This window comes from Streptomyces sp. WY228, assembly GCF_019287315.1.
Classification (GTDB): domain Bacteria; phylum Actinomycetota; class Actinomycetes; order Streptomycetales; family Streptomycetaceae; genus Streptomyces; species Streptomyces caviscabies.
Window position 1 is genome coordinate 4,001,697 of the sequence record NZ_CP079114.1, and the last position, 15,053, is coordinate 4,016,749.

The 15,053-nt window shown below is 73.4% G+C and carries 8 protein-coding genes; 6 read left to right on the top strand and 2 right to left on the bottom strand.

Features of this window, described 5'->3' with window-relative positions; translation table 11 throughout:
- Positions 1-303: 303 nt before the first annotated feature.
- Together KV381_RS17510 and KV381_RS17515 are read left to right on the top strand one after the other, a co-directional pair.
- Positions 304-5,304, top strand: coding sequence for a DNA repair ATPase (locus tag KV381_RS17510; protein ID WP_218785620.1), 5,001 nt, complete (start codon positions 304-306; stop codon positions 5,302-5,304).
- A gap of 40 nt (positions 5,305-5,344) precedes the next feature.
- Positions 5,345-7,348 (top strand): NAD(P)-binding protein, encoded by a 2,004-nt coding sequence (locus KV381_RS17515; RefSeq protein ID WP_030626571.1) that lies wholly within the window; start codon positions 5,345-5,347, stop codon positions 7,346-7,348.
- A gap of 31 nt (positions 7,349-7,379) precedes the next feature.
- Here KV381_RS17515 and trpS read toward each other — a convergent pair whose 3' ends face one another.
- Complete coding sequence (gene trpS / locus KV381_RS17520) at positions 7,380-8,504, bottom strand: tryptophan--tRNA ligase (protein WP_218785622.1); 1,125 nt, start codon at positions 8,502-8,504, stop codon at positions 7,380-7,382.
- 278 nt (positions 8,505-8,782) lie between these two features.
- A complete protein-coding gene (locus KV381_RS17525) occupies positions 8,783-8,923 on the bottom strand; it encodes a DUF6126 family protein (protein WP_167396279.1) in 141 nt (46 codons plus the stop codon).
- A 152-nt stretch (positions 8,924-9,075) separates the two neighbouring features.
- On the opposite strand from KV381_RS17525, the gene KV381_RS17530 reads away from it, so the two are divergent.
- The 4 genes from KV381_RS17530 to KV381_RS17545 all read left to right on the top strand — a co-directional run bounded on the left by KV381_RS17530 (position 9,076) and on the right by KV381_RS17545 (position 15,040).
- Positions 9,076-10,167: an LLM class flavin-dependent oxidoreductase gene (locus KV381_RS17530; protein ID WP_218785623.1), complete on the top strand. Its 1,092-nt coding sequence runs from the start codon at positions 9,076-9,078 to the stop codon at positions 10,165-10,167.
- A gap of 5 nt (positions 10,168-10,172) precedes the next feature.
- The gene (locus KV381_RS17535; protein WP_218785625.1) at positions 10,173-10,850 is read left to right on the top strand and encodes an FMN reductase; all 678 of its coding nucleotides are present in this window, start codon (positions 10,173-10,175) and stop codon (positions 10,848-10,850) included.
- Positions 10,851-10,989: 139 nt separating this feature from the next.
- Positions 10,990-11,412 (top strand): universal stress protein, encoded by a 423-nt coding sequence (locus tag KV381_RS17540; RefSeq protein WP_030077000.1) that lies wholly within the window; start codon positions 10,990-10,992, stop codon positions 11,410-11,412.
- Between the two features lie 175 nt (positions 11,413-11,587).
- Positions 11,588-15,040, top strand: coding sequence for an AAA family ATPase (locus KV381_RS17545; protein WP_218785626.1), 3,453 nt, complete (start codon positions 11,588-11,590; stop codon positions 15,038-15,040).
- The last annotated feature ends 13 nt before the right edge of the window (positions 15,041-15,053 follow it).

Consider the following 15,053-nt stretch of genomic DNA (forward strand, 5'->3'; position numbering starts at 1 on the left):
CCCAAAGGTCCCGTCCTCAAACGCCGGACAGGCTGGGTGTGCCGGGCACGCGGGCCCACCAGCCCAAAGGTCCCGTCCTCAAACGCCGGACAGGCTGGGTGTGCCGGGCACGCGGGCCCACCAGCCCAAAGGTCCCGTCCTCAAACGCCGGACGGGCTGGGTGTGCCGGGGCACGCGGGCCCACCGGCCCAAAGGTTCCGTCCTCAAACGCCGGACGAGCTGGATTTCCGGGTCCGCGCCACACGCCAAGAACGGGCCCACCCGGACGGGCTGAGTCTGAAGATCACGTAGGGAGCCGTACGCATGGACAGCGACATCACCGCCACCGCCACCGCGCCTCAGGGCGGGCAGGCCGATGTGGATGCCGGTGCCTACGAGGTGCTGCGGCGCCGGCTCTCCGCGCAGGCCGGGGAGCTCGTGCGGCGGGCCGAGGCGCTCAACGTCCGGCGGACCGAGGAGTTCGGGTCGACCGGGCTGCGGCTCCTGGCCACCGAGCAGGTCCACACCGAGCGGGCCTCCGTGCCGCGTGATCTCGTCGCCGTGGGCGGCCGGCTGCTCTTCGGGTTCGAGCGGGGCCCTGGCGCCCGGGGCGAGGCCGGGGTCGAGGACGTCCTGCTCGTACGGGACGCGGACGCGGAGGACGGCGCTCCCGGAGCAGAGAGCACCCTCCTCGACGACGAGGCTTTCCGGCGCGAGTTCTCCTCCCTCCACCGCTACTTCCGCGACGCCCGCCTCCTCCGGCTGCGCCGCGTCAACGGCAAGTTGCTGGCCGTCTTCCGTACCGGCGAGAACGCCGAGGACATCCGGGTGCTGCGCTGGGCGCTCGGGGCGGACGGGTCGCCGGGGGCGTTCCTGGACGCTCAGGGCGAGCGCGATCACGTCTTTCCGCCGTCGCACGACTTCGAGTGGACCGTGGCGGGCCGGGACGCCCACGTTCCGGGACGGCATCCGCACATCGCCGTCGGCAAGGGCGGCGGGCTCTTCGTCGACACGCTCGGCGGCACGCTCACCGTCAAGGTCACCGACGACACCGAGTCGCCCGACGGCATCTACGAGGAGCCCGTCGACGAGCCGTTGCAGTCGCTGGCCGACGCCGACGTCGAGTACGCCGAGGTCGGGCCGCTGGTACTGCTGCGGGTGCGGCCGTACAAGGAGACGGACTGGCGGTACCTGGTCTTCAACTCGCTGCTCTCCAGTGTCCAGCGGCTCGACTCGATCGGGCCCGCCTGCCACCGGCTGCCCGAGGACCAGGGGATCATCTTCCCCGGCGGCTACTACCTCACCACCGGCACCGCGAAGACCTTCGACACCGCCGAGGAGCTGACCGAGCCGGTCTTCGAGGGCGCGGTCCGCTCGCCCAACGGCGAGGACGTGCTCTACGTCTTCCGCTCCCGCGACGGCCTGCGCAGCCTCCTCCTCCCCTACAACCTGATCCGCCAGGAGGTCGCCACCCCGCTCACCGGACGCGGCCACGCGCTGCTGGACGACGGCACGCTGATCCTGCTCCGGGACAACCCGGACGGGCCGGCCCGGGTGCACCCGTTGCAGCGCTGGCAGACGCCGTACGTCTCCGACACCTACGCCGCCGCCCGGCCCGCCGGGACCGGTCCGCTCGCCCGGACCGGCAACGCCGACCTGGTGCGCGGGATTTCGGACTGCCTCGCGCTCGCGCACGGCGTTCAGGACATGACGCCGACGACCGCCGTCTACGGGCAGCTCGCCGCCGACTGCGCTCGCGCCCAGGACCGCTACCACTGGCTGTCCGACCCGGAACTGGGTTCGCTGGCCGAGCCGTTGGGTGAGCTGCGGGCCACGGCGCAGCAGGTGCTGGCCGAGTTCACCGCCGTACAGGAGCTGACCCGGCGGGCCGCCGACGCGCTGGAGGAGACCGCCGCGCGGATCACCGCGCTGGTGCGGCGGGTGCGGGGCGAGGTGCCCGGGTCGGCCTCGGTCTGGGTCGAGCGGCTGACCGAACTGCGGCAGGCGCACGGCCACTTGGCGACGGTCGGCGAGATGCGGTACGCCGATGTCGAGCGGATCGCCGAGCTGTCGGCCCGGACCGAGGACGACCTCGCCTCCGCCGCCCAGCGGGCCGTGTCGTTCCTCGCCCGCGAGGACGCCTTCGACGGGTACCACGAGGACATCGCGGGGCTGGTGGCCGACGCGGGCGCGCTGGAGACCGTCCGGGACGCCTCCGCCGTGACCGACCGGCTGTCCGCGATGACGGAGGGCCTTGCCACCGTCACGGACGTGGTGGCCGGTCTCGACATCGGCGACGCCACCGTGCGTACGTCGATCCTGGAGCGGATCGCGGAGGTGCTGGGCGGGGCGAACCGGGCCCGCGCCACGCTGGACGCGCGCCGTCGGGAGCTGCTGTCGAAGGAGGGGCGGGCCGAGTTCGCCGCCGAGTTCGCCCTGCTCGGACAGGCCGTCACGGGCGCGCTGGCCGCCGCCGAATCACCGGAGGCCTGCGACGACCAACTGGCGCGGTTGCTGCTCCAGTTGGAGAACCTGGAGTCGCGGTTCGCGGAGTTCGACGACTTCCTCGCCGAGCTGGCCGAGCGCCGCACCGAGGTGTACGAGGCGTTCTCGGCGCGCAAGCAGACCCTCCAGGACGAGCGGGCGCGGCGCGCGGAGCGGCTGGCCGGGTCGGCGGAGCGGGTGCTCGACACCATCGCCCGGCGGGTCGCCGCGCTGGATGACCTCGACGCCGTCCACACCTACTTCGCCTCCGACCCGATGGTCGCCAAGGTCCGCCGGACCGCAGACGAACTGCGCGAACTGGGCGACCCGGTACGGGCCGAGGAGCTGGACGGGCGGCTGAAGGCGGCCCGGCAGGAGGCGGGCCGCGCCCTGCGCGACCGCACCGAGCTGTACGCGGACGGCGGGTCCGTGATCAAGCTGGGCCGCCACCGGTTCGCGGTGAACACCCAGCCGTTCGACCTGACGCTGGTGCCCTCCGGGGACAGCCTCGCCTTCGCGCTGACCGGGACCGACTACCGGGCCCCGGTCACCGACCCGGAGTTCGCGGCGGCCCGGCCGTACTGGGAGCAGCTGCTCCCCTCGGAGAACGCCTCCGTCTACCGGGCCGAGCATCTGGCCGCCCGGCTCCTCGACGAGCACGGGGCCGCACACCTCGCCTCGCTCGCCGATGCCGAACTGACCACTCTCGTACGGGAGTCGGCCGCCGAGGCGTACGACGAGGGGTACACGCGGGGCGTCCACGACGAGGACGCCACCGCGATCCTGGCCGCCCTGCTGCGGCTGCACACGGACGCCGGGCTGCTGCGCCACGAGCCGGCCGTCCGCGCGGCGGCCCAGCTCTTCTGGGCGTACGGCTCCGACGAGGCGCGGCGCACCTCCTGGACCAGGCGCGCGGCCTCCCTGGCCCGGGCCCGCGACACCTTCGGGCTCGCCCCGGCCATCGCGGTGCTCCAGGAGGAGTGGGCGTCGGAGATCGGCTCCCGGTTCTCCTCCGCACCGGCCCACGCCGTCGCCGCGTACCTCTTCGAGGAGCTGACCACCGGGCCCTCCGGGTTCGTCGTGGGCTCCCCGATCCGGGCCTTCCTGGAAGCCTTCCACCGGGCGGCGGGCCCGGACGCGTACGCGGACGACCTCGCGGCCCTCGGCGACAACCTGGCCGCGCGCCGGCAGCTCGTGGAGGGGTGGCTCGCCCCGTACGCCGGGGCCACGGGGGCGGAGCTGGGCGACGGGGATCTGGCGGAGGCCGTGGCGGTGGAGCTCTGCCCGGAGCTGGAGCGGTACGACTGCGACGCCCCGCTCACCGAGCGCCTCGAGGGCCTGCTCGGCGATCACCCGCGCATCGCGGGCGGCGGGGTCCTCACCGTACGGATCGACGAACTCCTCGCCCGTACGGCCGAGTTCCGCACGGACACCGTGCCCGGGTTCCGCGCGTACCAGCGGCTGCGCACCTCGCTGGTGACCGCCGAGCGCGGACGGCTGCGGCTGGACGACCACCGGCCGCGCGTGATGTCGGCGTTCGTCCGCAACCGGCTGCTCGACGAGGTGTATCTGCCGCTGATCGGCGACAGCCTGGCCAAGCAGCTCGGCACCGCCGACGCCGACCGGCGGACCGACTCGCAGGGCATGCTGCTGCTCGTCTCGCCGCCCGGCTACGGCAAGACGACGCTGATGGAGTACGTCGCGGACCGGCTCGGCATGGTCCTCGTCAAGATCAGCGGCCCGAACCTGGGCCACGACGTGACCTCGCTCGACCCGGACCAGGCCCCGAGCGCCACCGCCCGACAGGAGATCGAGAAGATCAACTTCGCCCTGGAGGCGGGCAACAACACGCTTCTCTACCTCGACGACATCCAGCACACCTCGCCCGAACTCCTGCAGAAGTTCATCCCGTTGTGCGACGCCACCCGTCGTATCGAGGGGGTGCGGGACGGCGAGCCGCGCAGCTACGACCTGCGGGGCAAGCGGTTCGCGGTGTGCATGGCGGGCAACCCGTACACCGAGTCCGGCGAGCAGTTCCGGATCCCGGACATGCTCGCCAACCGGGCCGACGTGTGGAACCTCGGCGAGGTGCTGAGCGGCCGGGACGACGTCTTCGCGCTGAGCTTCGTGGAGAACGCGCTGACCGCCAACCCGGTGCTCGCCCCGCTGGCCGCCCGCTCCCGCGACGATCTGGCGCTGCTGGTGCGGCTGGCGGGCGGCAGCGACCCGGCCGCGCGCGCCGAGCACCTGGAACACCCTTACAGTGCGGCCGAGTTGGACCGTATCCTGGCCGTGCTGCGCCATCTGCTCACGGCCCGGGACACCGTGCTCGCGGTGAACGCGGCGTACATCGCCTCGGCCGCGCAGACGGACGCCACGCGCACCGAACCGCCGTTCCGGCTCCAGGGCTCCTACCGCAACATGAACAAGATCGCCGAGCGGATCGTGCCCGTCATGAACGACGACGAACTGTCCGCCGTCGTCGAGGACCACTACGCGGGCGAGGCCCAGACGCTCACCACCGGCGCCGAGGCCAACCTGCTGAAGCTGGCCGCCCTGCGCGGCACGCTCACCGCCGGACAGGCCGAGCGGTGGGCGGCGATCACCGCCTCCTACGTCCGTACGCAGGCGCTCGGCGGTCCGGACGGCGACCCGATGACCCGGGCGGTTGCCGCGCTCGGACTGCTCGCGGACCGGATCGCTGCGGTCGAGACGGCGATCCAGCGGGCGGCGGACCCCCGCCACCTGCTGGCGGGCCCCCAAGGAGGGGCCAACGGCGGGACGGTCGACGACCGGCCCGCCCCCGGCCGTCATGCGAAGATCACCAACACTCCACACTGATCGGGACCGATCGGGAAGACCGAGCCGGAAGGATCACGGCATGCTGGGTTTCGTGCCTCCACTTCCTCAGCAGCCGGGACGGCCGCCGTCCTCCGGCCACATGATCGTCTGCGGTGACGACGCCCTGGCGCGCCGGCTCGCCGTGGAGCTGCGCTTCGTCTACGGGGAGCGGGTCACGCTGCTCCTGCCGCCGGGCCGGGACGCGAACAGCCCGGAGACGCCGCTGACCCAACGGGGGCGGGCGGCCGCCCTGTTCGGCCGGATGTCGGCGGCGATGAACCGCGCGGGCAACGGCGGCGGGACCACCGGCGGCAGCGGCGACACCAACGCCGGGGTCGAGGCCGTCCGCATCATGGAGGCCCCCGAACCCTCCGACGACGTACTGGAGGAGGCGGGCGTCGACCGGGCCGCCGCCCTCGCGCTCGTCTACGACGACGACGAACGCAACATCCGCGCCGCCCTGACCGCCCGCCGCCTCAACCCCCGCCTGCGGCTGGTGATCCGGCTCTACAACCGCAAGCTCGGGCTCCATCTGGAGGAACTGCTCGACCAGGCGGCGGCCGTCGCCATGCCCGGCATCGACCCGGCGTTACTGGACGCCTCCACCACGGTCCTGTCCGACGCCGACACCGCCGCCCCGGCCCTCGCCGCCACCGCGCTGACCGGCAGCAGCAAGATCATCCAGGCCGAGGGGCTGCTCCTGCGCGCCGCCGAGCGTCCCCCGCCCCGCTCCGGCGAGCGGGCCGACCCCGGCCTGTGCACCCTCGCCCTGCTCTCCTCCACCACCAACGACCCGGCGGGCGCGGAGGGTTCGGACAGCAGCGGCGACGAGGCCCCGCAGCTGCTGCCCGACGAGAGCGCCATCGCCGCCGCGACCGGCCGGGGCACGGTGGTCCTCGAAGCGGTCAGCCGGGCCGACCCGGACCGCCCGGCCACCCGCATGGGCGGCCGGGGCGCCCCGCTCTCCCAGGTCTTCTCCCGCAGGCTGCGCTGGTCGGCCCTCGGCATAGCGCTCGCGGCCCTCGCCCTGGTGGTCGCCTCGCTCCTCACCACCGAGGACAGCCTGATCCACTCCACCTATCTGACCCTGCTCGACCTGCTCGGCATGAACGACCCGTCGGAGGACGGCACGACGGCCCGGAAGATCATCCAGCTGCTCTCCGGAGTCGCCGGGCTGCTCCTGCTCCCGCTGCTGCTCGCCGCCGTCCTGGAGGCCTTCGGCACCCTGCGCACCGCCTCCTCGCTGCGCCGGCCGCCGCGCGGTCTGTCGGGGCACGTGGTGCTGCTGGGGCTCGGCAAGATCGGTACGCGCGTCCTCGTACGGCTCCGCGAACTCGACATCCCCGTGGTCGTCGTCGAGGAGGACCCCGAGGCCCGGGGCATTCCGCTGGCCCGCTCGATGCATGTGCCGACCGTCATCGGCGACGTCACCCAGGAAGGCGTCCTCGAAGCGGCCAAGATCCGCCGCGCCCGCGCCCTCCTCGCGCTGACCAGCATCGACACGACGAACCTGGAAGCGGCGCTGTACGCCCGCTCGGTCAAGCCGGACCTGAGGGTGGCGCTGCGGCTGTACGACGACGAGTTCGCCACCGCCGTCTACCGCACCCTGCGCACCGCGCACCCCCAGGCCCTGACCCGCTCCCGCTCGGTCTCCCATCTGGCCGCGCCGTCCTTCGCGGTCGCCATGATGGGCCGCCAGATCCTCGGCGCGGTCCCGGTCGAGCGCAAGGTCATGCTGTTCGCGGCCCTGGAGGTGGCGGGGCACCCGCAGTTGGAGGGCCACACGGTCGAGCAGGCGTTCCGGGCGGGCGCCTGGCGGGTCCTGGCCATCGACGCCACCCCGCCCGCCGACCGCAACCCGGACCTCGCCGCGATCCCGCCGTACGACCCGGAGGGCGACGCGACACCGCCGCCCTCCGGCCTGGTCTGGGACCTGCACCCCGGCTATGTCCTGCGCGCCCAGGACCGGGTGGTGATCGCCGCCACCCGCCGCGGCCTCGCGGAGCTGCTGAGGCGGCAGCGGTCGGTGGTGCCGGGGCGGTAGGGACCGGGCTTCCCCGCCGCTCTCCCGGTCGCTACCGGAACGCGCCCATCGCCTCCCGGACCTCGTCCAGCGTGGCCTCCGCCAGCGCGTTCACCCGCTCGTTGCCCGCGCGGAGCACCGACCGTACGTACGTCAGGTCCTTCGCGTACTCCGCCCGCCGGGCCCGGAAGGTGGCCAGGTGGGTGTTGACCGCGTCGGTCACCGTCCGCTTCAGAGCGGCGGCCCCGCCGTCGCCGATCTCCGCCGCGACCTCGTGCGGGTCCCGGTCGAGGCAGAGGGCGGCCAGCAGGACCAGCGAGGAGACGTTGGGGCGGGCGTCGGGGTCGTAGGTGATGTGCCGGTCGGCGTCCGTCGTCGCGCCCTTGATCAGGCGGGCGGTCTCGTCGGCGGTGGCGGAGAGCGGCACGGAGTTGGCCCGGCTCTTGCTCATCTTCGTACCGTCCGTGCCGAGCAGCAGGGGTGCGGCGGAGAGCAGGATGTCCGGTTCCGGGAAGACCTGGCCGTACCGCTCGTTGAAGCGGCGGGCGATCGTCCGGGTGACTTCCAGGTGGGGCGCCTGGTCCCGGCCGACCGGGACGAGGTTGCCCTTGCAGGACAGGATGTCGGCGGCCTGGTGGACCGGGTAGGTGAGCATCAGCCCGCTGACCGTGGACTGCCGGGAGTGCGCGATCTCGTCCTTGACGGTGGGGTTCCGGTTCAGCTCCGCGACGGAGACCAGGCTGAGGAAGGGCAGCATGAGCTGGTTGAGCGCGGGGACGGCGCTGTGGCAGAAGACGGTGGACCGGGCGGGGTCGAGACCGAGGGCCAGATAGTCCAGGAGCAGCCCGTCGGTGTACTCGCCCAGCCGCTCGGCCGTGTCCCGGTCGGTGATGACCTGGTAGTCGGGGATCAGGACGATGACGTCCACGCCGAGGTTCTGGAGGCGGACCCGGTTGAGCAGGGAGCCGAAGTAGTGGCCGAGGTGAAGGGCGCCGGTGGGCCGGTCCCCGGTGAGGACCCGGAAGCTGCCGGGGTCCTGGGCGATACGGCGTTCCAGCTCGGTGGCGGCGGCCGGGGCGGGTGAGGTGGCGGGCGCGCCGGCGGTGGCGGTGACAGCGGTGGGCGCAGTGGTGGCGGGTGCGGTGGCGGGTGCGGGTGCGGGTGCGGTGCTGGTCATGGGATCGGGTCTCTCCTCGCGTGGATGGTGCGTGGAGGACGGCCCAGCCGGTGAGCGCCGCTGCGCTCCGTCTCCGTTTCCGCGCCGTACGAGGGCAGCGAAAAGGGCCGTCCATGTCGAACGGCCCTGGTTCCGTGCAGATGCTGTGGCCGCTCCTATGAGGAGCGCCACCAGTTTCGGCACGGGACGGAGGTCATGGCTTCACTATAGAGGGGTCCGCTTCCCGCCGGGGGCGTCCCGTGGAGGGCCCTTCCCGCGGGGCCTCTTCCCGCGGGGGTCTACTTCGGCGCGTGCCCGCCCACGTAGAAGAGGAGCCAGATGAACCCGGCGAACAGGTGCGTCGCGAAGACATAGACGAAGACGCGCAGGAACACTCCGCGCGCCTTCCACTCCTCGCTGTTGCTCTTCAGCTCGCTCACCGTTCCAGAATACGCCCGCCCGGGAAGAGCGTCCGGCCGTGCGGAATAGGACGGGGAGGGGCCCCGTTGTAGGGTGTAGTTCAACGTTCAACCAAATCGGTCAGGTCTCCGGAACCCCGGATCCCCGGCCGGGACTCAGGAAGGCGGACGCCATGCAGTTCGGGATCTTCACCGTCGGAGACGTCACGACCGACCCGACGACCGGCCGGACCCCCACCGAGAACGAGCGGATCAAGGCGACCCTGGCCATCGCGCAGAAGGCCGAGGAGGTCGGTCTGGACGTCTTCGCGACCGGCGAGCACCACAACCCGCCGTTCGTCCCGTCCTCGCCGACGACGACCCTCGGCTACATCGCCGCCCGCACCGAGAACCTGATCCTGTCCACCTCCACCACGCTGATCACCACCAACGACCCGGTGAAGATCGCCGAGGACTACGCCACCCTCCAGCACCTCGCGGACGGCCGCGTCGACCTGATGATGGGCCGGGGCAACACCGGACCGGTCTACCCCTGGTTCGGCAAGGACATCCGCCAGGGCATCCCGATGGCCATCGAGAACTACGCCCTGCTGCACAAGCTGTGGCGCGAGGACGTCGTGGACTGGGAGGGCAAGTTCCGTACGCCGCTCCAGTCCTTCACCGCCACCCCGCGCCCGCTGGACGGCGTCCCGCCGTTCGTCTGGCACGGCTCCATCCGCTCGCCCGAGATCGCCGAGCAGGCCGCGTACTACGGCGACGGCTTCTTCCACAACAACATCTTCTGGCCCATGGAGCACACCAGGAAGATGGTCGACCTCTACCGGCGCCGCTACGCCCACTACGGGCACGGCACCGCGGAACAGGCCATCGTCGGGCTCGGCGGCCAGGTGTTCATGCGGAAGAACTCGCAGGACGCGGTACGGGAGTTCCGCCCGTACTTCGACAACGCGCCGGTCTACGGCCACGGCCCGTCCCTGGAGGACTTCACCCGCGAGACCCCGCTGACGGTGGGCTCCCCGCAGGAGGTCATCGAGCGGACGCTGACGTTCCGGGACGCGGTCGGCGACTACCAGCGCCAGCTGTTCCTGATGGACCACGCGGGGCTCCCGCTGAAGACGGTCCTGGAGCAGCTCGACATCCTCGGCGAGGAGGTCGTGCCCGTCCTGCGCAAGGAGTTCGCCAACCTGCGGCCGGCCGGTGTGCCGGAGTCCGCGCCCGTCCACCCGGTGGTCGCCGCCGCCCGTGCCGCCCGAAAGGAGAGCTGACCGCCATGTTCGCCACCACACCGCTGCGCGTCGTCGCCGTATCGGCCGGGCTCAGCCAGCCGTCCTCCACCCGGCTGCTGGCCGACCGGCTGGCCGCCGCCACCCGTGAGCGCCTCGTCGCCGAGCGGGACAGGAACGACAGGGACGACAGGGACGTCGAGGTTCGTGTCATCGAGCTGCGCGATCTCGCCGTGGACATCGCGAACCACCTGGTCAGCGGGTTCCCGTCGGCCGGACTGCGGGAGGCGATCGACGCGGTGACGGAGGCCGACGGGCTGATCGCCGTGACGCCCGTCTTCACCGCCTCGTACAGCGGACTGTTCAAGTCGTTCTTCGACCTGATCGACCCCACCGCGCTGACCGGCAAGCCCGTCGTGATCGCCGCGACGGGCGGCACGGCCCGGCACTCGCTGGTCCTGGAGCACGCGCTGCGCCCGCTCTTCGCCTATCTGCGGGCCGTCACCGTGCCCACCTCCGTCTACGCGGCGTCGGAGGACTGGGGCTCCTCGGGCGACGAGTACACCGAGGGCCTGCCGTCCCGGATCCGCCGTGCGGGCGGCGAGCTGGCCTCCGCCGTCCTGGGCCGTACGGTCTCCGGGGCCTCGCGGACGCCGGGTCTGGACGACGGGGAGGACGCGATCGTCCCCTTCGAGCAGCAGCTCGCGGACCTGCGGCTGGACTGAGGCGGGACTGAGTCTGGGCTCAGGGCGTGCCGGGGCGATCGGGGCGGGTCACACGGACCCGCCCCGATTGCCCTATTTGATTACAGTGAGACCGGACGCTGTACCGAACAGGCCGAGCGCGACCGAGCTGGAGGCAGATATGGGCAGGATCGTTGTGGGCGTCGACGGCTCCGAATCCTCGATCAAGGCGCTGCACTGGGCGGTGCGCCAGGCCGAGCTGACCGGCGCCACGGTGGAGGCCGTGAACAGCTGGGAGTACCCCGCCACCAGCTGGGCGTCGATGATGCCGGGCATGCCGGAGGACTTCGACCCGCAGGCCCTGGCCACCGTCTCCCTCACCGAGGCGCTGGAGGAGGCTCTCGGCGCCGCCGGAGCCGCCGCCGTCAGCAAGATCGTGGTCATCGGCAATCCGGCCCAGGCCCTGCTGGACCGCGCCCGGGGCGCCGATCTGCTCGTCGTCGGGGCCCGCGGCCACACCGGTTTCAAGGCCACCCTGCTGGGCTCGGTCAGCCTCCATGTCACCCAGCACGCGCCGTGCCCGGTGACGGTGGTCCGCGACTGAGGCGCGCGCCGGCCGTTTCGCGCGGCCCCGTGAAGCAGCGCGCGAAGGAGCTCGAAGAACCTCGAAGCAGCTCACAGCGGCTCGCGGAGAGGCTCGCAGAGGGGCTCGATGCAGGTCACGGCTGCTCGCGGAGAAACAAGGGGCCGTTGTCAGTGGCTGCTCCTATCGTGTGGTCATGACCCCTGCTCTCTTCGGGCGCGACCACCCCGTCGGCGTACTCCGCTCGGAGATCGCCCGGGCCACGGACAGCCACGGCGGTCTCGTGCTGGTCACCGGCGAGGCCGGGATCGGCAAGAGCACGCTGGTCACCGACGCCGCGCACGAGGCGCGGCGGCGCGGGGCGCTGGTGGTCGGCGGTTCCTGCTGGGACTCCGACACCACCCCGGGCTACTGGCCCTGGGTGCAGGTCCTGCGCGGTCTGCGCCGGTCCGCCACGGCGGCGGAATGGACGGCGGCCCAGGAGGCGTCGGACGGCCGGCTCGCCGTGCTCCTCGGCGATCCGGCCAAGGTCGTCACGGGCGGCTCGGACGGCCCTGGGCCCAGCACACTGTCGGCCCCGGGAGCGGCGGCCGGGGGCCCGGACTCCGGTGCGGCCCAGGGCGGCGAGCCCGGCACGGCGACGGGCACGAGCCCGCCGGGCGACGGTTCGCCCGGGCACGGCTCCCCGGGCGGCGGCTTTCCGGGCGGCGGTGCGCCGGAGGGGCCCGAGGCCTTCGGGCTGTTCGACGCGGTGACCACGGCCCTCGTCACGGTCTCCCAGAGCCGGCCGCTGGTGGTCGTCCTGGACGATCTGCACAGCTCCGACCCGGCCTCGCTGCGGCTGCTCGAATTCGCCGCCCAGCACGCCTGGTTCGAGCGGCTGCTGCTGATCGGCACCTACCGGGACGTCGAGGTGGAGGCCCCCGGACACCCGCTCCAGCAGCTGATCCTGCCGCTGGTCTCGCGCGCCGCCGCGACGCTCACGCTGACCGGCCTCGGCCGGGACGAGGTGGGCGCGCTGATGACGGTGACGACCGGCCGCGAGCCCGCACCGCAGCTGGTCGACGAGGTCCACCGGCGCACCGGCGGCAACCCCTTCTTCGTCGAGCAGACCGCCCGGCTCTGGCACAGCGGGGCCCCGGTCTCCACCATTCCGCCCGGGGTACGGGAAGCGGTCCGGCAGCGGCTCGCCCTGCTGCCCGAGCCGGTCGTCTCGCTGCTGACCAGCGCCGCCCTGCTCGGCCGGGAGTTCCGCCGGCAGGTCCTGGCCGTGGTGCACGGTGCGCCGGTCCCCCATGTGGAGCGGCTGCTGGAGTCGGCCGTCGTCGCCCGGGTCGTCGTTCCCCGCCCCTCCGGCCAGTACGCCTTCGCCCACGACCTGCTGCGCGAGACGCTGTACGCCTCGCTGGACGAGGCCGGGGCCCGCGAGGCCCATGCCGCCGCCGTACGGGCCCTGGACGCGCACGGCGGCATCGGTGACGCGGTGGGGCCCGGCGAGCTGGCCCGGCACGCCCACCTCGCGGGCGGGGCGCTGGAGCGCGACCGCCGGATCGACCTGCTGCTGGCGGCCGCCCGGGACGCCTCGGGACGCCTGGCCGAGGAGGAGGCCGCCGGCCACTACCGCCGCGCCCTCGCGGTGGCCTCCGGCGAGGATCCGGACCTCCGGCGGGCCGCGCTGATCGGCCTCGACCTCGCCGGGCAGCTCCGGCACGCGGGGGAGGGCGCCGAGGCGCAGCGGCTGCTGGACGGGGCGGTCGCCCGGACCCGGGAGCTGGACGACCCGGAGCTGCTGGCCCGGGTGGCGATCACCCTCTACCGCGACGGCTCCATGGGCGGCGGCCACGACGCCTCCACGAGGGACCTCCTCCTCGGGGCGCACCGCGGGCTCACCGGCAAGGAGGGCCAGGAGAGCCTCTCCGACGACCGGCTCGCCCAGGAGCTGGCCATCCACATCATGGCGCTGGCCCGGGGCGGCTCGGACGACGAGGCGCTCGCCTTCTCGCTCTGGGCGCGCCACGACTCCGTGTGGGGCCTCGGCTCGGCGGTGGAGCGGATCGAGCTGACCGACGAGATGACCGTCATCGGCCGGCGCACCCGGCACCAGGACATGGAGCTGCACGCGACGTCGATGCGCTGGGTGGCGCTGCTGGAGCTGGGCGACCCGGCCTTCATCGACCAGTTCCGTACGTTCGTCCGGCTCGCCGAGCAGACCGAGCTGCCCCGGTTCGCCCTGGGCATCGCCGTCGACACCAGTCTGATCGCCTCCTTGCAGGGCCGGTTCGCCGAGGCGGCCACCGCGCTCCAGGACGAGGCACTCGACCCGGAGAACAACGACCACGCGGCCTTCGGCTTCATGGGGCACCACCTGCGGTGGGCGCTGCATCTGCTGCGGGGGCACTTCGCCGAGGCCGAGGAGGTCCTCGGCAGGCTTCCGGCCTCCGGGTACCCCTACCCCGGGCTGCTGGAGTCGGTCACGGCCGTGGAGCAGGGCGACGCGACGCCTGCGCTGCGCCTGATCGCCGAACAGACGGACCGCGACGGCCCCTATCCGCGGGCGTTCATGCCGCTCTGGCTCCGGCTGCTGGCGCAGACGGCCGCGGTGACGGGCGACCGGCGCCTCATCGCCCGCGCGGAGGACGAGCTGACCCCGTACACGGGCCAGTGGATCGTCTCGCTGTACGGGTGCGACATCGGCGGCCCCGTCGACCTCTGGCTCGGGTTGCTCGCCGCCGCGCGCGACGACCAGGACGCGGCGGTGGCGGCGCTCACCGAGGCCGCCGCCTCCGCGGACCGCCTCGGCGCCCGCCCCTGGGCCGTACGCGCCCGGCTCGGCCTGGCCCGCGCCCTGCTCGCCCGCTCCGGTGCGGCGGGCAGCGGTGCGGAGGGCGGCGGTGACGCGGGCAGCGGTGCGGAAGGTGGCGGTGACGCGGGGCGGGCTCGGCGGCTGCTCGGCGAAGTGATCCGGGAGGCGGGCGAGTTGGACCTGATCCACCTGGAGGCCGAGGCCTCGGCCCTCCGTACGGCCCCGCCCACCGCACCTCGCACCGTCGCCGTCCCCGACGCCACCGCCGATCCCGGTACCGACGACTCCGCCGCTCCCGGCGCCTCCGAGTTCCGGCGGAACGGGCCGGTCTGGCAGCTGCGGTGGGACGGGGTGACCGTCCATGTCCCGGACGCCAAGGGGCTGCGGGACCTGCACAGTCTGCTGGGGCTGCCCGGCGCCGACGTCCCGGCGGTCCGGCTCCTCGCGCCCGAGGGCGGGGAGCTCGTCGTCGCCGCCGGGCAGCTCGGCGGCGACCCGGTGCTCGACGAGGAGGCCAAGCGCCGCTACAAGGAACGCCTGGCCCGGCTGGACGCCGAGATAGACCGAGCCGCCGCCCGGGACGACACCCGGCAGGTCGAGACGTACGACCGGGAGCGGCAGGCCCTGCTCGACGAGCTCCGCACCGCGGCCGGGCTGGGCGGCCGGACCCGGCGACTGGGCGACCAGACCGAGCGGGCCCGCAAGACGGTCACCGCCCGGATCCGCGACACCCTGCGCAAGCTGGAGACCCTGCACCCCGCGCTGGCGGCCCATCTGAAGGCCTCCGTGACGACCGGGACCACCTGTGCCTACCGCCCCGAACACTCCCCCGACTGGCGCCTCTGACCCGGGCCGCTTC